The sequence below is a fragment of the sulfur-oxidizing endosymbiont of Gigantopelta aegis genome (assembly GCF_016097415.1).
GTDB lineage: Bacteria > Pseudomonadota > Gammaproteobacteria > GRL18 > GRL18 > GRL18.
This window is the reverse complement of sequence record NZ_JAEHGE010000001.1, coordinates 1,318,856-1,339,753: the sequence shown is the minus strand read 5'-3', so window position 1 is coordinate 1,339,753 and position 20,898 is coordinate 1,318,856. Positions and strand designations below refer to the sequence as shown.

Here is a 20,898-nt window from a genome sequence, read left to right as displayed (position 1 = left end):
AGGCAAGCAGGTCTTGTATCCGGCACACACTACCAATGGTCAACCGTTCGGCAACCCCGACAGACCATTAATCAGTGGTCGCACCTACAATGGTGACAGCCTACCACCTTATTCCTTGCCTGCAAATAAAACCCGTAGAACCTTAAAAACCCATTCAACACCTGGTGGCGAAGGCTATAATGAAATTCGTTATGAAGACAAAAAAGCCCAGGAACAAATTTATTTTCACAGTGAAAAAGACCTGGATATCCGTTGTAAAAATGACCGCCGTGAACACATCGAAAACACCCGTTCACTCATCGTTGAAAATGAACAACACGAACACATCAAAGTTGATAATCATCAAAAAATCACTAACAATCATCAACACAAAGTCGGCAACAATTTATCCCAGACTATCGGCCAAAAACTGCACATCAAAGCCGGTAGCAAAATATTACAAAGTGCGGGCAGTGAAGTTCACATCAAAGCCGCCAGCAGCATCAAACTGGATGCCGGCAGTGAAATCACTTTTAAAGCCGGAAGTAGTTTTATCAAAATCGATCCCTCTGGCGTGACTATTAGTGGCCCCAAAGTCAACCTCAATAGTGGTGGCGGCCCTGGCTCAGCTTCCAGTGCCGCCCCAATCAATCCTTTTCAGGCTGTAGAAGCCGACAAAGACAAACCGGGACAAAGCTTCAAACCCATTGCCCCTGAAGCCCCTTATCAGCTATCCCAGTTTAAGTTTTCAAAGAATATGTCTGGCGGGGCAATCAAGTTTATTGATAGAAGTGTAGACTTAAAGCAAAAAGAACTCAACGAAGAAAAAGAAGAAATTACTGAATTATATTTTTCATACCTAAAACCAGTAAAGCCTGAAATTCATGAAGTAAAAAAAGGTGAAACACTCTCAGAAATTGCTCAGAAATACGGTATTAACCCTCATGACATAGCTAGCATTAATAATATTAATATTCCCTATACGATTTATCCAGAGCAACAACTTATCATATCTAAAATTGATTCCTCTCAGGCGGTAGAAACCAAATTAAATGGTCGCACTATACCTTTAGGTGAAAAAGTTAATATAATAGCTAAGGGTACTAAAAATGCGACCGCTACGATTAATGTCCTAGCGGATGAAATTCCTTTTAAAGTATTAAAAAACAACCAGGAAGTCAGCAGTTTCGAAGTGACATTTGATGATAATGGGCAGTCCGTGACTGAAATAGAGCTTAGACCTAAAAGCAGAGACGAATACAAACAACTCATTACTCAATTTTCACCGCAACTAGGAAAAAGTATTGTTACCAAAAAGTTAACACTCAAAGCTGAAATAAATAAGCCTAATTTTCAAACCTCATTAATCAATGATGATATGAACACCCTGGGATTAAACCTTTATCAAACTTATATTAAATCAGCTTATGTGGTTGATCCGAAAAATGGGCAGGTGCATACCAAACTGAATATTAGCCATGAAGGTGATATGATTGTTTTCACTGATGCGATAACAGGAGAGCCCATTGAAAAAACAGCGTTGGATGACATAGTTAATAGCATTAGTAATATCAACAATGGCTTGGGAGGCTTAGCTGCTGGGATGGAATATGTAGGGGGTACATTTACACTGACAAATAGCAAAGGAATTAATCTTGCTCATTATGAAAGCGCTTGGGGTGGCAATCAATATGTGAAGACCTATAGCATGAGTAGCATTGGGAAAAGACTTAGTCAAGGCACACTTGCAATTAGTCTCACAATAGGAGTTATACAAATAAACTCCGCCTACCAAACAGATTCAAAAGAACTTGTTTATAGTGGCTTAGAAAAGCCAAGCCCTATTAAAAACATCGGTCAACACACGGAACAACAAGTGGGTAGTACAGCACTTGGAATCGCATCAGGACTAGCAACAGGAGCCATTGCTATATTTTTTCTTCCTGCCGAGGCTGGCGTTATATTAACATTAGGTGCATTTATAGTCGTAGGTAGTGCTGTTGGCTGGGTCGTTTCCTTAGCAGGTTCAAAGGGTGTAGAAGAGATTCAAAAACTAAAAGGTAGCACTATAATCAATGACTACTCGTTGCACAAGCACCCGGAGTTAGAATGAAGCTTCTAGAATATTATTATAATATAATCTATTATTTTTTTTATAGAGGATTTGTTATCAGTGGAACGTTTATAGGAACCCACAACCCATTTATTTTATTAATTTATTTTTATTATAAAATTCCATCCGTTAAACAAAAATGGTTAGAAAAAGGTATAACAAATCCATACAGACATCATATTGACATACGTATAAAAAAAATTATCGTCAATGAAGAGTTTGGGCTGGGAACAATGTATGGCGGGGGAGTGACTATATTTGTACTAGGGTTATTTTTCTTAGGGATTTATCATATCTTCAAACATATTTTTTTTCCAACTTATGAGGATGTCTTTTCATACACTATATTGACAGCGGTAGGCATCGCATGGATAGCAGAGCAAACATTATCATGGCGGCAAAAAAAAGGTGAAAACTACATAAAAAAATTCAACAAAATAAAAGGCTTTTGGCGTATAAAATGGGCGACAATAACCGCCCTATCCCCTTTTTTTGTTATTTGGTTTTCAATATCCACCTCAACAGATGGCACCATTGGACGATACCTGCTAAGTTTGAGTGGCAACTATGAATACACTGATAAAAAAGAACTCAGCAGTGAAGAAATCAATGATCTAATTTACAAAAATCGCTTTAAAGATCCCAATATAGTATGGGACTTTAAAAAAAGAGAAGAAAAAGAAAGGCAATTAAATGCCATAAAGAATAGTCCACAAACAGGAATATCATCAAGAGCAATAATGATTGAGTCCCATGACGGAAGAAAAGTTTTACTACCTAATGACATCAGATTGGATGAAGAAAAACAAAAAAATATGCACAATGATTTACCTTAATGACTTAGTCAAAACCACAAAATGAAATCAACAAATTTATACAAGCCGATAACAACAATCCATCAGACATTGCTCAACAACAAAAGTAATGTGTATGTTTTAATTGATATAAGTTCTGCTCCAGAACTTCGTGGTGAATTATTTAACTTAACTGATTCACCTCAATTTTATAGTTTATTTCATGGTACGGTATTACAAGAATTACGTGATCAATCGCCTTTTTTATTGCAAATAGAATTGAACCAGTACCAATATCTTAATCACTTATTTGACCATGCCCCAGAGAATTTTATGATCATTTTTTCACAGCACTCTCTGGAAACACTTTACCAACATTGGCAAAGCCTTCTGAGTATTAAAACGCTAAAGGGTGAAATCGCTGTCTTTAAATTTTATACAACACAAATTCTTGCCCCCTACCTAAAAGCTTGCACAATGATAGAGCAAACCCGATTATTAGCTTTTTGCGACAATCTTTATATTTTTGATGCTGAAAATGAGTGGTCATGCATTTATCAATCACCTGACAACGGATCACCTTTTATAGTTCCCATCAACGATCTAAAGAAAGTCGATCCTGAATTAAAAACCGCATGGTGGCAACAAAAAATAGAACACTTTCAATATTTACAATCAGCTAGCAAACAACATTCATAACATTCAAGGACGAATTATGTTAATTCTAGAACGCCACTCGAGCAGCTAAAAAAACTGTTTGAAGACAGTCGCAAGACTTATGGAACCCGTCGTCTTAAAAAGAAAACTGGCTGAAAAAGGCGTTCATATAAGCCGCCGGAGAATTGGTCGATTAATGAAAAAGCCGGTTTGTTTTGTAAAACGAAGAGACGCTTTAAAGCGACGACTAATTCCAAGCATAATAAGCGTATATCTCCAAATTTACTGGAAAGAGAGTTTACTGTCTCTCAACCTGATCGCTACTATGTGGGTGATATTACCTATATTGCCACCAAGGAAGGCTGGTTATATTTAGCGGTTGTCATTGACTTATTCTCAAATTGCAAATTGTTGGCTGGTCGATGATGATGAGCGAATGAAAGCGTAAACTAGTCAATGATGCTTTACTGATGGCCATATGGAAGCGTAAACCAATGGATGGATTGCTTTGGCATACTGACCGAGGTAGCCAATATGCCTCTGATAGTCATAGAAAAATATTGTCGGATGTCACCAGTCGGATACAGCATGAATCATATCTGTTTAAAGTTAACATGAGAAACTAAAATGATAGGAAATATGACATCAAACTCACCGGAATTTACTATGATGACAACTCACCATTTACTACAACAAAGGCAGTCAAATCAAAATGGGCATCGAAGCCCCTCGACATATCAGCATTATGCGTGAAGAACTGCTGCTAAAAAAACAAGACGAGCAAGATGAACACAAAGAAGCAAAAAAATCTGCACTGGACATCATTCAAAAACCACCTACATCCCCTGCTCTGGAATTAGTTCAATCAAAAAAAACCATCACACCGACCATCATTACAAGTAAAAGAAAAAAGCGAACAATATCGCATTCACTTTAATCAACACTCAAAGTAACTACTCACCCCATAAGGTGAAAATTATTTAAAAAAATTCCAGTATTCCTTCACCCCAAACCGATAAGGATGATTCATCACTAAAGCCTAACACTGGAAATAACGAAAGTAATAATAATCCTAAAAAAATCAGTTGAACCTACTGCGACCGCCTTATGCACTGAATCTTAAGGATTTTCCAGAACATTTTGACTTCACCCGTAGGGTGACTACGAATAAAGCCAAAATAACCTGTAAAACCCTTAATCTTCAGCACCTAAGTCGCTCTCGCTACGATTCAACTGATTTTTTTAGGATAAAGGTAAAAAAGAAAATGACCTTAGCAATTACTGACATTTGCTTAATTTTCATCTATACTTCTAAAGAATCAATATCTTACGTCAACTTTTTACTCATGCTCTTATTAGGAATAATATATCCATAGCCTTATATGAAAATAAGTAGCCTCAGAACAATCTTACATGCCTTAAACAATAACAATATTCGCTATCTTATTGTCGGTGGTGTAGCTGTCAACATTCATGGCTATCAAAGAATGACTCAGGACTTAGATTTAGTCATTCAACTTATACCTGACAATATTATAAATGCATTGACTATCTTGGAAAATATTGGATACAGACCCAGTATTCCCGTCACAAAACAGGATTTTGCCAACCATGATATAAGAAAGCAATGGATTGAGACCAAGCATATGGAAGTATTAGCACTGATAAGTGATCAGCATCCAGAAACGACTTTGGATATATTTGTGACAGAACCTTTTAATTTTAACACTGAATATCAAAGGTCTGACATTGTTCAACTTGATCAAGATTTAGATGTTCATATTGTATCAATACAAACACTCATAGATATGAAGAAATCTGTTGGACGAGATCGAGATAAAGATGATATAAAGCACTTAACTTGGATATTGGAAGCTATCAATGAAGAAGAATGATAACTCAATCAAATGGGAAAATGCAACCTGGGACGGTAGCCGTATTGCTCAGCTAAAAAACTCTCTCAAATTAACACCAAAACAGCGATTTGAAGCACTTGAAGACTTTAGTGTAGTCAATGACTGGTTTTCTCATTCATTAAAAATTACTCACAAACACTCGTCCACCTAAGAAGAATGCCTTGCATAAAATAAACACCTTAGATTGCAATATTCGTCCCAAAAGAAATACACATGACATTAGTGATGCGCTTCGCTCCTCAAGCAACATCATCCTATATTTCCAACAATTTAACACTATAACTAACTTATTATTTGCTAATTTATCCTCTGTCACTTAAAATTTACGACCCTGAATAAACAAGTAGTAATAATAAATATGATTGAAGATCAACAAAGCATAAGTGTTCAATTTGAAGTTCAATGGCAAGATGATCTGGTACAGTACAATGATAGTTCTTTTGTTATCAAAACCAACTTTTGGCGCGACTTCTATCCAGAGCAATTAGATTATCAAATCAAACGGGCTAAACTGGGTCAACCCATTGATATTAAATATAAACCTGGGGCTTTGCTGCAATTTGAAATCACTCCAAATAATATTAAAACCATTCCACTGAAAAAATTCAATCGCTATTATGGCGGCCCTATGCCTATTGAACCAATAGTGGGACGCTTTTATCCTCGGGGGATGCTTGAGGAAGTGGAAGATTGTTTCAAAATGGATAATCGCCCCTTTCGTGTGATAGGTAAAACCGAAGATAGCCTCAAAGTTGATCTCAATCATCCCTTAGGCCTATTCCCTATCAAGCTTACGGCTACCATAACTGAAGTGTTTGAAGGCAATCAACAAAACGGTGGACGCTGTAATGATATTGCAGAAACACTGACCACCAATGGCCCCGGCTTACAGAACTTATTAGCCGATCAAGCCTTTGATTTTACTCAGGGAATGCCCTTTGCGCGTAAAATTGAGGAGGAGGATGCTGTTTTTTATGCCTCAGTTGATAGTACATCACCGGTTGTTGATATGCGTACCATCGAACTCCTCAATGATTTTTATAGTAAACATCTAAAAGATGGCGATAAAGTGCTTGATCTAATGGCCGGTATAAATTCCTATCTACCTGATAAGCTAAACAATATCCACCTCACGGGTTTAAGCGTTAAAGAAAGCGATTTACAGGCAAATACCGCCTTGGAACAATATACGTTCCATGATGTTAACCAGTCACCAGAACTACCCTATGCCGACGGACAATTTGATGCGGTCATCTGTGCATTTTCCGTCGAATATATCACTCAACCAATCAAACTTTTTCAGGAAGTAGCCCGTATATTGAAGCCTGGAGGGAAGTTTTTAATCAGTTTCACCGATCTTTTTTATGATAAAAAAGTTATTGCTTTATGGGATGATTTACACTTATTTGAACGCATGGGGATAGTTTTAGAGTATTTTCGTCAGTCAGGTGAGTTTGAACAACTGACATCAGAATCTATTCGGGGCTTGATTCGTCATGAAGAAGACCCATTTAAGAATAAGACAGCACATGCTTGTCCTCTATTTATGCTTTCAGGTCAACGAAAATCTTAATATCGCTATTAAAGGAAAGATCGCACTATGAAATACTTACTCCCTATTCTATTACTTGCTGTATTAGCAGGCTGTACTCAGGAATCACAAAATAAATTCAGTCGTTCTATTCAAAACTGGACTGGAACTGACGGTGTGCTGGATATTTATATGGGTGAAAAGCTGGTTAAACGCTTTATTAAGATTGATAAGTTATCAACAGCACAAAGCACCTCTGGAAATACTGCCCGAGACTATCGTTATGGCTATGGAATTTTAGACACTAATCAAAATTTTAAGAAAGATCCGGGTGAGAAAAAGCTTTATTTTGAAATCAGTGGTTATTCCACACCGTATATTTTTTATGATTCACCGTTATAAATATAAAGAGAAAGCTTAAGCAGTAAATTGATAAAGCTGGTGGGTGAAATTTTCTTCAGCCACAGCTAAAGTCGCACTATAGTTTTCTAATGTCTTTAATAATTCGCTTAAATCAATCATAGCAAACCCTACTTTCTCCAGTGCGGGAAATTTAGTTGAATGGTGGTGGATTAATTTTGGTGCTTGCGGATACACACTGAGCGTGAATTCTGTTGGTGATAAGGACAATCCTGTTCCTAATACTTTCATATAAGCTTCTTTTCGTGTCCATAGATCAAAAAATGCCCTGCCTTGAGCTTCTTCTGGCAAAACCGATAATGCGTCTTGCTCGCTCACGGTAAAAAAACGTTTACAAATGCCCTGCCAATCTGTTTTTCGATCATTATGCTCGATATCAATACCCACTGCCGATGCCTTACTGATAGCAAGTATGGCCAAATCTTCGGTATGACTTAAGTTAAACTCTATTAGCCCTGCTTCTGGGTTGGCAAGTGATGGTTTACCCTGATCGCCTTTTTTATATTCGATTTGTTGGGGCCTTATGTGCAGATAGTTTGCTAAGACCGTACGCATAAAGCCATGAGAGCTAATAAAACGATTACGGTGAATAGCAAATTTAAAACGTGCTGACCTAGCTTGTTCTTCCGTTGAGAGTTGCTCTAAAAAGAGTGCGTTTTTGTTTTCCAGATCGCTGAGTTGGCAGAGCCAGATATCAATAACTTTTTTATCTAATTGATAGTTTGGGAGTTTTAAGAGCATGTTGATTAACTGGCTTTGCTATAATAATTTTCCAGTTTAAAAAAGGGATTAAGAGGAGTTAATGTAAATTGCAACCTCCTCAATCCCTTTTCTAAAGAAGAGGGAAGCATTAACCTCACAGCATCGGTGTCGAAGGAATATAACGCTGGTATTGTGCTGGCAGATATAAGCCCTGACTTTTTAGCACTTGTATACGGTGCTGATAGGCTGCACCATACATCAGGTGCTCTGCAATATCGGCCACTTTACGCTGGTTATAATCATTTAGATAAGTCGATGCGACCCAGTCATTAAAGGCCCCCATTGCCGGACCACTCCAAATTTGATAATCAAACTCACGCCCTTTGACACCCGCATTTGACCAACGTGAAGATAAACCCAAATACCAGCGAAAGACGAGCGCCATCTGTTTCTTAGGGTTATTCATGGCTTTTTCAATAATGGATGGATCACGTTTTTGAAAAAATTCGACTGTTTGTTGCCAAATCGTATCAACGGAGTTTTGCAGTATTTGTTTTTCCAGTTTTTCTAGCTCTACTGGTGGAATTTCAGCCAGACTATTATAGTTGGTATAGAGTTCATATAATTTTTGCGCGCGCATGGGGAATAAAGTGCCTTTCTTTAGCACTTGGAGTTTAATGCCCCGCTCAAACATATCTGAAGCCGGCGCCATAACAACATCTGCCATGCCTGCCTGTGCTAATAACTTACGAGTATGCTCAGAAGCCCCTGCTTCAACACAGCTTTGATTCACAGAACCGGTGACCACATAAGCTGCACCCATCATATAACATGCTAGAGCAGCATCGGGGGTACCCACACCACCACCTGCACCGACGCGAATTTCCATTGGATATTGACGTTGTGACTGAATATCATCACGCAGGGCAATAACCGAGGGCAATAACGAAATCAAGGGACGATTATCCGTATGTCCACCAGAATCGGCTTCCACAGTAATATCATCAGCCATAGGCACTTGCATAGCCAATTGTGCTTCCTGTTGCGTCAGCATGCCCTGAGCAATCAGTTTGTTTAACACTTCTTCAGGCGCAGGTTGCATAAAAACAGTCGCCACTTCCCTTCTGGAAACTTTGGCAATGATTTTATTATTGATATGAATCTGACCCTGGGCATCTTGTTGCAGGCCCTTAGCACGATAATAGACCAATGATGGCGTTAAACTGAAAAAAGCCGCTGCTTCAATAATATTGACGCCGTATTTAAGATACAGATCAATAGTTCCCTGCTCGATAGCTGGCTCGGATGGATTATGAATAAAATTAAATACATAAGGCCCATTAGGCAAGGCTGTTTGAATTTTTTTAATCGCCAATTCAACACGATTAAGATCCAAGCCACCGGCACCAAATGAAGCTAAAATATTGCGTTGCCCCAGGCTAATAACCATTTCTTCTGAAGAAATACCATTGGCCATCGCACCTGTCATATAGGCATATTTCACACCATAGAAGACTTTAAATGCTGGATCGCCTAATTGCTCAGGCATCATAGGCGGTACATAAGCAGTGATTTTTGCTACATCGTCACAGCCTTCGTTATTAATAATAATTTGTGCGCTGCCTTGTATAGACTCTTGCATCACATAGACAGGCTTATCTAAAGCGCGTAGATTCTCTGCACCCTGTAAACTTAAACCGCTTTGTGCATTATTGACTTGTTCTTGAACAGGCATATTATTTGGCCTCCTGCAAACTTAAACCAATGCATTGTACGGAGTAAATTCTCAAACCATCTTTCCACAAATTACCATCAGCAATGATATCAATACGTCCTGCTGATTTTCTAATTTCTTTGATGTGCACTTCAAGAGTCATGACTTTGTTGTCAGGTATGATTTGTCCACGATAGGTCCACTTCGCTTCATCTTCTACCAATCCAAAACGAGGATTAATAAAATCTTTAGCCAAATCCTGCTGTAAGGCAAATACCTGTATGGATTCAATCATGGCTTCAACGCCTAAAGAACCCGGCATGACAGGATCCTTATAGAAGTGACAAGGATAAAACCAATCCGTAGGATCAATGACTTTCATGGAATGTACATAGCCCTTGCCAAACTTACCGCCATCGGCAACTACAATGCTTTCATCAATAAAATCTAAGACGCCACCGGCAAGATGATAATGTGCTTTATTATTTTTAGGTGCATAAAGAGCTTGCTGAGCCTCAGCAGATTTTAGATCAAAAGTGATTAATTGCGCATTGGCATTGGCTTCTTCTTTATACCAGGGCAATAATTTTTTACCCTTATCCATGCCGACTTGATTGGAAAGTGAATCAGCACTAAAGAAACCAAACACCGCATCACCTTCGTAGAAGGTTTCACCATCCACCAATAACTCAAAGGTAAACTTTTGAATAATATTATTCATTACAGCCGAAGTCGAATACATGCTTGTCTTATTAACAATGGTCTTGCCACGTAAATCAATTTCTTTCAGCAAACGCCCTGTACCATCCAGATTACGGAAATACAGATTAGTATCGGGGTACATTAGTGTACTGCCCATCTGCGAAGTAATAAAACCATTTGGCTGTAAAGCGATTTCCATCAGCATTGAGTAAGGGGAAAAAGCAGGATGCGAGTTCACAGCGCAGAACCACACTTCGGGTGCCACATCATATTCTGCGGTACACTTGACAGTATTGTCAAAATCATGACGATCACCATCGACATCAATGACACGATGCATTAATTGCAAATAGCCATTAGGTGTACGTGGCGGACGTCTGGGTGGATGCTGTGGTGTTGGTGGTGGCTGTTTGTATAAGGCAAACTCTGCACCGAAACAGGCTTCAATATCACCCGTAGCAAAATGTACAATTTGTTCTTCAGTGAATAAGGCCGGTTTAACTTCAATTGGCGGCATCACTGGCAAACGACTATCCAGCTTATTCAAACTTGGCATCACCGTTTTAATCGTATTTTCTATTATAGGTTTAGGTGCAGGCGCACTAATGGGCACACCTGAGCGAGCAGATGCTAGTAATTGTTTCTCTGCTTCACTTTTCTCAGTGAGTTCTAAACATACATCACGGAAATCAACGACTATTTTACCATCAATTAAGATATCCACATTACCACGCGCATAGGGCTTGGGTGATAAACCAATTTCAGTCACTTCCAAACGATAAGTCATTAAACGGTCTTTTGGCAAAGCCTGACCACGGCAACGAATCGGCTGGGGAATATTGCGCATGGTCTGAAAGCGTGCATCAACGGTTTGGGTATGTAAGCCCAGATACATCATAAAGAATTGTAATAATTGTACACAGCCTTCTGACATCAACGAACCCGCTAAAACAGGATCATCACGGAAATGACTGGTGAAATACCATTCATCCGGTGACAGTTCTTTTTCAGCTTCAATTTGACCCAACCCCCATAAACCACCAGTGCGATCCACCGAGGTAATACGATCCAGCATCAGAATTTTTTCCAGAGGGAAATGCAAGGAAGGATTTGTCCCTTGTTTGTCGTAGGATGGATTACCATAACAGCTTGCTAAATCACCTTCCATCAGTGCAAACATATCTTTTTCATCAAAGCTTGTTTTCTGACATTGCAAAATGGGGGTAAATGAAGACTTTGTCACTTTAGAACGCAATTCAATTTCTTCTTTGGTACGAATGACCCCTTTACCCACGGCTAACTCTTCATCGGAGAAGAAGCCAGCACAGCCATTATCCATTTTCAGAATCATTTTGTCGCCGACAAAGCATTCATAGGAAAAGAAAAACAATAAATTATTTTTATGCTGGGCAAAAGAATTAATGGAAATTTCATAACGCAGCGTTTGACCCTCCTTGGGCTGATCGTCTAAGAAGGTTAAGGTGCAATCCAATAAGCGATACATGTATTGACCTTTGTTTTCAAAATCAATGCCCATGTAGCTGATCAATAATAAGTCACACTGGCCGGATTCAATACAAATACAAGTAGGGATTTGGCCATCGGTGGAATACCAGGCATTATGAGGAATATCATATTCCGTAGTCATTTTAGAAGGTACGTATTCCCCCTTCTTCGCCTGCATTTCTGTCACACGGGTAACGAGTAGATAAGGATCCATTGGCAACATAACACGACGAGAATAAGTATCAATAATGTCATAGTCAGGGCCAAAGACTTTGCCAATTTTGCCATAGGCAAATTCCCGCAAATCTTCTTCGGTGTAGAGAATGTCTTTAGGTTGATTGTATTCTGTTGGAAAGAGTTGTTGTATGACTTCTCTTGGTGCTGCTGTTGTTACTGCTTCAGTACTTGGGCGCTCAGTTTTAAGAGCAGTCTGGGCACTTTCAGGTGAGCGAATACTATTAATCAGCGATGCCGTTAATGCCTGCAAACCATCATGCCTAGCTACCATAAAATCAGCATGCATCTCACTGAGCTTAATATTATGCTGAAACATTTTTCTCAACATATCACTTTGGTATCCACCTATCATAGAAGTGCCTAAAGTGGTGGAGACTGAAACCGTTGCATTGGAACTTGAAATATTCAATGATGAAGCATTTGTTGTAGAGGTATTCGTTGTAGTGCTATGCATACTCTGAGTTTCCTGATGGCTATTTTGTGCGACATTAACAAAAGCATTAGAACCTGAATTAACAATTTTTTGTTCAGCAACGATCGAAGTCTTTGATATGGGTGCTGTAGTTATTTTCTGACTATTTTTTTGGCTATTTTTTTGAATGATCGGCAATACATTATTTTTTCCAGTCGTTTTAATGCGGGCTGACTTTTTATTGCTTGGCATTGCTGCACTGAGTTGAGTCACATTAGTGCTATCTGCTGTTCTACTCTTAGGATGGAATTTCTGACGATTTTCATCACTGAGGATAACGTCTGCAAAAGGCTTTTTACCCACCAGAACCGCTTTAACTAAGCTAGGCTTCACGGCTTCTTTGGCCTCCGTTTTAGGAAAAAGCTTTTCCAAGGCCATGTCAACACCATGACTACTGAGTTTTGCCGCCATGCGTAATAAAGAAGTGTGATCACTGACGCCCTTGCGATTAATACCCACCGCAAGATGTGTCTTAGTCTTGAGGCTTTCATCAATCCATTTGGTACAACTACTTTGCGGGCCTAATTCAATAAAGATACGTGCGCCATCATCATAAACTTGATTAACCAGTTTCGGAAAATCAACCCTATGGGTATAGAATGTAGCAATATTATGGCCAATGACTTCTTCTTCCATGGCGGTTTTCTGGTAATCCGCTGCGGTATAAAAATCAACACCTTCAATGTCAGTGGTTGGCATAGAGTGTAATTTTTTTAGAGCATCAAATTCAGCCTTAACTAGCTCATTATGGACTACATCTTTGATTGGTACAGGGAAGAGTTTCCATTTGAGTTTTTTTACCACTCGCTTACAGGCTTCATCATCACCGGCAATGACAATCTCATTGGGAGCATTGATAATGATTAGAAAAACGCGCTCTTCTGCAGCCAAAACTTCTGCTGCTTTTTCCGGCGAAGTTCTCAGGGTATACGTTCCCCAAATCGGTTTTTCATCTGGCTGTGATGGTGGTAAATCCCAGGCTTGCCTGACCACTTCCATCTCACCCACCAAACGATTTTGAAAGGTTGCTGTATTATGCAGCGTATTACTCATATAGTCCGTATTGCTCCAAGCACCCGATGAGAACAGCATGGAGAGTTCACCCATACTATGACCAAATGCTGCTTGTGGCTGCACACCAAGAATATCCTGAATCACTTTAGTATAAAGAATAGAAGCCATAATACCGGACTCAAACATGGCAACAGCATCATCACCCATAACTGCATCCAGACGCTTTAATTCTTTTTTGTCGGGAGTCGCCAATGTTTGGGTATAAACATAATGGGTACGCATCATTTTTCTTAGGCTGGAGGTTGCTTCCGAAACTAAATCAACGACCTCCGGAAACATGTGAAAGATATCTTTTGCCATACCGATGTATGAATTAAAACCACCAGGATAAACAAAGGCAATTTTACCCTGTGCTGCCTGTGGTGTCGGCGTAAAATAGCTACCTAAAGGTGTAGACCATTCTTCATTGCTCTCAAATGCCGAGCTAATGCCTTTTTGAGCAGCAGTGATTTGACGCTGCAATTCTTCTGCTGAACTGGCTAATAAGGAAATGCGATAAGCTTTACTCTTATTAGTCTTAAATTCTGCCAATTGTTTAAGTGACAATTCATGCAACGATTCAGTAATTAATAACCCACTCGCTAATGTGCTGAGTCCAATTTGTAATGCTTGTTCATTATCACCAACAATGGGAAACATCAGCATCGTTAAATTAGCAAAGAAATTATTTTTAGGTATTTGTTTTTTATCTGCCTCAGATAAAATCAGGTGAAAGGCAGTATTATCTTGCCCCAGGTTATTAATCGCTGCATAGCGTTTCTTTTGTTCTGAATTCAATAACCAGGGACGAGAATCGGCAGGAAAATGAAACTGCTCTTCATTCCAGTCATCCTTATTCTGCGGCTTATCCCAGGCTGGAATGCCGGGTATGAAACGTTGGTACAAACAAAGCGACGTTTTAATCAAACTCGCCATACCGGATGCTGCAAAGGTATGGCCAATATTAGCTTTAACACTTCCCAAGGCACACGTTTGCTTAGGTTTGTCTTTATCAGTGCGAGCAGCAGAAAAAAAGTGCTGTAATAAATCCACTTCTGCCTTATCTTGCTGCGCAATACCACTACTATTGAGTTCAATATAATCAATTTCTTCACGTTGAATATCGGCCTGAGTTAAAGCCTCATCTGCTGCCTGAGTTAAACTCTGCTGTGCATCATCGGCATTGGCATATCTGCGACCAGAAAAGCCTTCAATACGGGCATAAACTCGCTCATCTGTAATTTGATCATTGCGTTTTAAAACTATCGCACCCGCCCCTTCACCGATAGACCAGGCTGTTCCATCACCAACAGAAAAAGCAGAATTACTCTGAGTCTCATCGGTACTAGCAGACATTTTATTACGCTGATTTTGTAAATAGACATGTTCGATACCACCAGCCAAATCGACAGCACCCACCACCATGGCATCCACTTCGCCCGCATCAAGAAATAATTTTGCCACTTCCAATGCTTTGAATACAGAATTTTCTTCTGATGAAATGGTAAACGCAGGCCCTGAGAAATCCCATAAAGAACAAATTCGGCAAGGAATAATATTGCCAATAAAACTGGTAAACTGATTAATCTCTACGGCATTATGTAAACTGTCTTTCAACAATTCAGTTAATTGTTGTTCTTGTTCTGCACTGAGTTGAATATTGCTATTGGCCAAGCTTTCCTGTAATTGCCAAGCCGCATCAATACGACCACGAAACTGATGGATACCCAAGTCCATTTCCATCGCCACAATCACACCAATATTACCGCCTTTCGGTAAGGCCGCATCTTGTAAGGCCTCATCTAAGACCTTCATCATCAATAATTGCTGTGGCAATAAAGGAGCTTGTTCTTCAGGTGGAATTTTAAAATACAGGTGATCAAAATCAAATTGATTGATAAAGTTACCCTGTGGAGTCACTCCATTTTCAGTCACAGCAAACTGCTTTAATAAGTCCGTGTCCTTTTCTATGCCCTGCCAGCGATCTTTGGGTAAGGCCGAGCGTAATTGTTTGGATTGATAAATGGTATTTTCAAGTTCAGCTAGATTTTCACTCTGACCAAAATGTGCGCCCATGCCTACTATGCTGATCTTTTCACTTTTTATAGAGGGCTGATTTTTTAGTGCTTGCTTAGCGCTTGCTGGCATTTTTTCGTCACCAGTAATATGCTCTTCCATAATCAGGTGTGCATTGGTGCCACCAAAACCAAAAGCACTAATCGCGGCAATTTTCTTGTCGCTATTATTATCATTATTGCCAGTGCTACTACTAGCTGATTTAGGCCAGGGAATATTCTTCGCTAAAATTTTATCGCCAGCAATTTTATCACTGCCCGATTGCATCGACTCGTTGACATTAATGGTGGCAGGGATTAAATCATTTTTCATCGATAAAATGATCTTTAGCATGCCTGCCATACCAGCAGAGGTTAGCAAATGACCAAAATTAGATTTAGCCGTGCCCATGCTAAAATGCACATCTTTATCGGCAAAGAAATTTTCCATAGAACGAATTTCAGTCGCATCACCCAAGGGTGTTCCCGTGGCATGACACTCGATATAATCAACGTCCTCAGGATTAATATCAGAGTCATTATAAGCACGCTCATAACAAATCTCTTGCCCCGCATCGTTGGGACTCAGAACAAATTTACCCTTGCCATCATTTGACAGTCCAATACCGCTGATCAGCGCATGAATATGGTCACCATCACGTAGCGCATCATCATAGCGTTTGAGGACAAACATACCGGCACCTTCACCGGTATTTAAGCCCGATGAGGTTTTGTCCAATGGACGACTGGCCACATTTTCAGGGAAGGCTTTGAAGGTAGAAAAGCCCAACGAAACAAACCACGGATCAGCAGCACTCACCGCGCCCGCCAACATCATATCTGCCTTGCCCGAAAGTAAATATGAACAGGCCAGTTTCATACTATAAAGTGATGATGCACAGGCAGCATCCAGCACCATCGACACATCGCCCAATGCTAAGGCTTGATTGATCACACTGGCAGGATGACCTGCCACCATTCCATTAGCATCATCGGTATCTGTTTCGCCAAGCGTAGTTTTATCGCCCATTTTAAAATTTGGATCGCCCAATAGTTCTTTTAAGGGGCTTGCCATTGCTTGATGATACAGCGGTAAAAATAATTGATTGGATTTTTTGGTCGGGAAAGAGAGATTGCCTAAAATAACACCGCAACGAGAAAGCTTATCTTGCTGTTGATCGTAGCCTGCATCTTTTAAAGCCTCACGGCTGACATGCAATGCCCATTGAAAAGTATTGTCCAGTCCTGATAATTTTTCAGGGGCTAAGTCATAATCATCCGCATTAAATTGGAAGCCATTAATATAGCCACCGGTCGTACAATAATACTTATCCTTGGTGTCTTTTTTTGGAGAAAAATAATCTTCCGGATCACGTCCCATGTGTTCTGCATCTGCGGCAACCCGTGAATCTTTATTGGCAACCAGATTTTCCCAATAGGCTTCTGGTGTATCGGCCTCGGGGAATAAGCAGGCCGTGCCAATAATCGCAATTTTTTCCATGTATGTTTTTCTCCGCCTTGCCTAGCCGGAATGCAAGGCAAAGCTTTTATTGTATTTAGTTTGTTTAAGCTTTTTAGGTTTAAACCTTCTTTGGTTTAAACATGGCATTCAAAGTTTCACTCACCGTCACTTCTGCACCGAAGGCTCTGGAATAGACATTGCCTTTTTGGTCATGAATAATCACGTCTGCTTTCATATTGGTTTCTGACGTAGAATCCACATCTAAAGAAATATAGAAATCTTCTTTATTTGGAATCGCCTTATAGCTCATCACTTTCAAAAACTTCAGCGGCAAGCTGCCCAAGTGACGATGTTCTCTGACCCAAACCAACATGGCCTGGAACATTAAGTCCGTGGCAAAGGGATTGATTGAGCTTATTGGAAACTGACCCTGTTCTCTATCTTTTATTTTGTCTAAATTACATAATAGGGTTAATTTCTTCATTGACGTGTTGACGACTTTTTCAATACCCTGAAACAACGAGCCATGGAACAAAGTACCATCACTATACAAACTTTCACCCGTGGTATTTTGCGTCTCATTCAAATCAGACTGGGTATACAATGGAACTTCAGGAATTTCTTTAGCCACGAGTATGTCAGCCTTATAATGCCAGACGGGTTTACCATCTGCTTTCTTAGAAGAAATTGTCACCTGCAAGCGACTGATATTATCATCGTTAGATAACTCCGTTACATCCACCTGATAAGAATCAGCCTGTGCCTTATCAAACACAATGCCTTTCAATACTTGAAAATCATCACATTCAAAGAACGTCTGAGAAGGATTGATGCGTTCACAAATATTCGCCATCCAGGACAATGCTGTTGCTGATGGTAAGACTGGATTGCCACCAATTACATGATCATTCAAAAAAGGATTATCTTCTAACAACAACTTAGTATTAATCAAAAAAGAGCGTAAAGGTGTATCGGTCTTATCGATATCAGCACGCATTGAACTACCCACTAAAAGCTGAATAGTCTCGGCACGATCCTGATGCAATTCATTAGCAAAAATTTCCACACCCTCTGCCATCGGAATAATCTCAACATTACGTTCTCTGAAGTAACGTTTTAATTCTTCCGTTACCATGCCACCATCCCAAGGTCCCCAATTAAAGGAAACGACATGACACTTAGGATAATAATGTCTGAATTGATAAGCGGTTTTATTGAGAATTTCATTAGCAACTGAATAGTCAGATTGACCATTATTACCATAGAAACCAGCCGCTGATGAGAACATCACCAGATATTCAAGATTGTCTTTATTCACCAGCGATAACATCGCTTCCAGACCATCAATCTTAGTATTCAATACTGCATTAAAATCAGCTTCGGTCTTCTTATTTATCGGTTTATCCGCTAAAACGCCAGCACCATGAATCAAGCCAGTGATTTTGCCCAGCTTTTTAATCGCCGGTGCTGCCATTTCTTTTAAAGCATCACTATTCGTCACATCAGCACTGATGTATTCAGCCTGACCACCTAAGTCAGTAATTTGTTTAAGGGTTTTACTAATTTCTCTATCTGACTTAATCGCACGCAGACGCTTGTTGACTAATACCGGCGTTGGCATATCGCCTGCGGCTTTAATAGCCTCCATAATCTTACGTTTTAATTCAGTCTCATCTGTGCAACCTTGCGCCCATTCAGGTTCAGTGCCCGTATAAGGTGCACGGCCAGCAAGAATAAAGCGACAATGATACTGTTCTGCCAGAGGCATAATACAAGCAGCGGTTACGCCTTTTGCACCACCACTGACGAGAAACACCGATTTGTCAGTAATGTTTGCATTGTTTGATTCCACAGTAGCATGAGGACGTACTTCAGCTGATAAAGTCATTCGACCATTATCTGAATAGCCAATTTCTGTAACTGACAAATCCGGATCAAAGGCTTCTGCCATCAATAATTGAGCACCCTGCTTGTCATCAATTTCAGGGCTTAAATCAATGGCACGACAAAAGACCGCTTCCCATTCCAAGTTAACCGTTTTAATCAAGCCATTTAAACCACCCTGATTTAACTCAAAACGATTATGACCACCGGTACCAATTTCACCATCCATATAAGTCATGCTGATAAAGAAGTGTCGACCCTGCTCTGGCTTATTAGTTAAAGCTTCTTTTAAATGTTTAGCTGTAAAGAACACCATTTTTAAAATCGTGGATTCACGTTTGCCAAATTTAATCTTACTGCCCTTTGCTGAAGGTTTGGCACTGAGATGAATGAAGCCATTAATTGTATGCTCACTGGTCAGTGCAGTCAGGGTATTGGCTAGTTCTTCATCACTTACTTTGGGCAATTTGATGCTTTTAACACCCTTGGGTAAGCTACTTGGCTTAGCCACCAAGGAATTTGGCAGTTGCATTACAATGACATTCCAGCCTAAGTTTTGCAGGTTTTTGGCGGTATTAACGGTGATTTTTTCACCATTATCGGTGATCAAACAGGTACGGCCCGTGACGCTGATTTCTGATCCTAAAACATCAGGTCGAGGCAGGTACTTTTTTACCACGATACTCTCTGTGGTAGAAAATGAATCCTGATTAGCGGACTGCTCAGCTAAGATATTATCCGCAGGGGCTTCCGAAAGCGCACGACTTAAAGTGCTATCCTGTGGTACTAGACTTTTAACATAATTAACGATTTCTTCCAGGGTAAGCATCTCTGATAATTCATTTTGATCCATTTCTGGCAGTTCTGGGAACTTACTGGTCATGGCACCAAGAATTTCAACGCGTTTAATCGAATCAATGCCTAAATCCGCTTCTAAATCCATGGTTAAATCCAACATTTCAACGGGATAACCGGTTTTTTCATTGACGATTTCGAGCATGCTTTTTTGAATGGCGGCTTCGTCGATGACGATTGAAACTGAAATCGTTTCAGCACTTTCTTGAATATCTACAGCTGGGCTTTCATTGTTTGCAGCACTCGCACCTGATTTTTGTTCTACATAATCAACAATTTCTTTCAGGGTTTGCATTTCTGCTAAGTCATTTTGATCCAATTCAGGCAAGTCAGGGAATTTAGTTGTCATAGCGCCTAAGATTTCAACGCGCTTAATTGAGTCGATGCCTAAGTCCGCTTCCATGTTCATATTCAAATCGAGCATTTCAACGGGATAACCGGTTTTTTCATTAACGATTTCCAGCATGCCTTGTTTGATTTGTGCCGAGTTGATGGTAGGAGCTGCAGAAACAGACACTGTTGTTGACGCTGTTGTTGATACTGTTGCTGACGCTATTGCACCCGCCTTTTGCTCGACATAATCAACGATTTCTTTTAAGGTTTGCATTTCAGCTAAATCATTCTGATCCAGTTCAGGCAAATTAGGGAATTTACTGGTCATCGCACCCAAAATTTCAACACGCTTAATGGAGTCGATACCGAGGTCTGCTTCCATATTCATATTCAAATCAAGCATTTCAACCGGATAGCCGGTTTTTTCATTAACGATTTCCAACATGCCCTGTTGGATTTGAGCTGCATCGATGCCGCCTGATGTCGCTTCGTTTGCAGAGGCGACTGGTGCCAT

12 protein-coding genes and 1 pseudogene are annotated in these 20,898 nt (G+C 39.9%); 9 read left to right on the top strand and 4 right to left on the bottom strand.

What is annotated here, in order from left to right; genetic code table 11:
- The first annotated feature begins 13 nt into the window (after nucleotides 1-13).
- The 9 genes and pseudogenes from JEU79_RS06840 to JEU79_RS06795 all read left to right on the top strand — a co-directional run bounded on the left by JEU79_RS06840 (nucleotide 14) and on the right by JEU79_RS06795 (nucleotide 7,392).
- Entirely contained in the window at nucleotides 14-2,092 is a 2,079-nt protein-coding gene (locus JEU79_RS06840) for a LysM peptidoglycan-binding domain-containing protein (protein ID WP_198263501.1), read from the top strand.
- Nucleotides 2,089-2,928, top strand: coding sequence for a hypothetical protein (locus tag JEU79_RS06835; RefSeq protein WP_198263500.1), 840 nt, complete (start codon nucleotides 2,089-2,091; stop codon nucleotides 2,926-2,928). Before JEU79_RS06840 ends, JEU79_RS06835 begins: the two co-directional genes overlap by 4 nt.
- Before the next feature lie 21 nt (nucleotides 2,929-2,949).
- The gene (locus JEU79_RS06830; RefSeq protein WP_198263499.1) at nucleotides 2,950-3,585 is read left to right on the top strand and encodes a DUF4123 domain-containing protein; all 636 of its coding nucleotides are present in this window, start codon (nucleotides 2,950-2,952) and stop codon (nucleotides 3,583-3,585) included.
- A 57-nt stretch (nucleotides 3,586-3,642) separates the two neighbouring features.
- Nucleotides 3,643-4,112, top strand: a pseudogene (locus JEU79_RS26185) (IS3 family transposase); the annotation flags it as partial.
- A 113-nt stretch (nucleotides 4,113-4,225) separates the two neighbouring features.
- Entirely contained in the window at nucleotides 4,226-4,480 is a 255-nt protein-coding gene (locus JEU79_RS06815) for a carbon storage regulator (protein ID WP_198265893.1), read from the top strand.
- A 445-nt stretch (nucleotides 4,481-4,925) separates the two neighbouring features.
- On the top strand, nucleotides 4,926-5,438 hold the full coding sequence (locus tag JEU79_RS06810) for a nucleotidyltransferase family protein (protein WP_198263496.1): 513 nt from the start codon (nucleotides 4,926-4,928) through the stop codon (nucleotides 5,436-5,438).
- Nucleotides 5,425-5,610, top strand: coding sequence for a hypothetical protein (locus JEU79_RS06805; RefSeq protein WP_198263495.1), 186 nt, complete (start codon nucleotides 5,425-5,427; stop codon nucleotides 5,608-5,610). Before JEU79_RS06810 ends, JEU79_RS06805 begins: the two co-directional genes overlap by 14 nt.
- Nucleotides 5,611-5,817: 207 nt before the next feature.
- Entirely contained in the window at nucleotides 5,818-7,032 is a 1,215-nt protein-coding gene (locus JEU79_RS06800) for a methyltransferase domain-containing protein (RefSeq protein WP_198263494.1), read from the top strand.
- 27 nt (nucleotides 7,033-7,059) lie between these two features.
- The gene (locus tag JEU79_RS06795; RefSeq protein WP_198263493.1) at nucleotides 7,060-7,392 is read left to right on the top strand and encodes a hypothetical protein; all 333 of its coding nucleotides are present in this window, start codon (nucleotides 7,060-7,062) and stop codon (nucleotides 7,390-7,392) included.
- Between the two features lie 15 nt (nucleotides 7,393-7,407).
- On the opposite strand, the gene JEU79_RS06790 is transcribed toward JEU79_RS06795, so the two are convergent.
- The 4 genes from JEU79_RS06790 to JEU79_RS28420 all read right to left on the bottom strand — a co-directional run bounded on the left by JEU79_RS06790 (nucleotide 7,408) and on the right by JEU79_RS28420 (nucleotide 20,898).
- Nucleotides 7,408-8,151, bottom strand: coding sequence for a 4'-phosphopantetheinyl transferase family protein (locus JEU79_RS06790; RefSeq protein WP_198263492.1), 744 nt, complete (start codon nucleotides 8,149-8,151; stop codon nucleotides 7,408-7,410).
- A gap of 115 nt (nucleotides 8,152-8,266) precedes the next feature.
- Nucleotides 8,267-9,847, bottom strand: a complete 1,581-nt coding sequence (locus JEU79_RS06785; protein WP_198263491.1) for a PfaD family polyunsaturated fatty acid/polyketide biosynthesis protein — start codon at nucleotides 9,845-9,847, stop codon at nucleotides 8,267-8,269.
- Nucleotide 9,848: 1 nt separating this feature from the next.
- A complete protein-coding gene (locus JEU79_RS06780; RefSeq protein ID WP_198263490.1) occupies nucleotides 9,849-17,351 on the bottom strand; it encodes a beta-ketoacyl synthase N-terminal-like domain-containing protein in 7,503 nt (2,500 codons plus the stop codon).
- 79 nt (nucleotides 17,352-17,430) lie between these two features.
- Nucleotides 17,431-20,898 carry an SDR family NAD(P)-dependent oxidoreductase gene (locus JEU79_RS28420; RefSeq protein WP_425511166.1) on the bottom strand — a complete coding sequence of 1,156 codons (3,468 nt, stop codon included), beginning with the start codon at nucleotides 20,896-20,898 and terminating at the stop codon, nucleotides 17,431-17,433.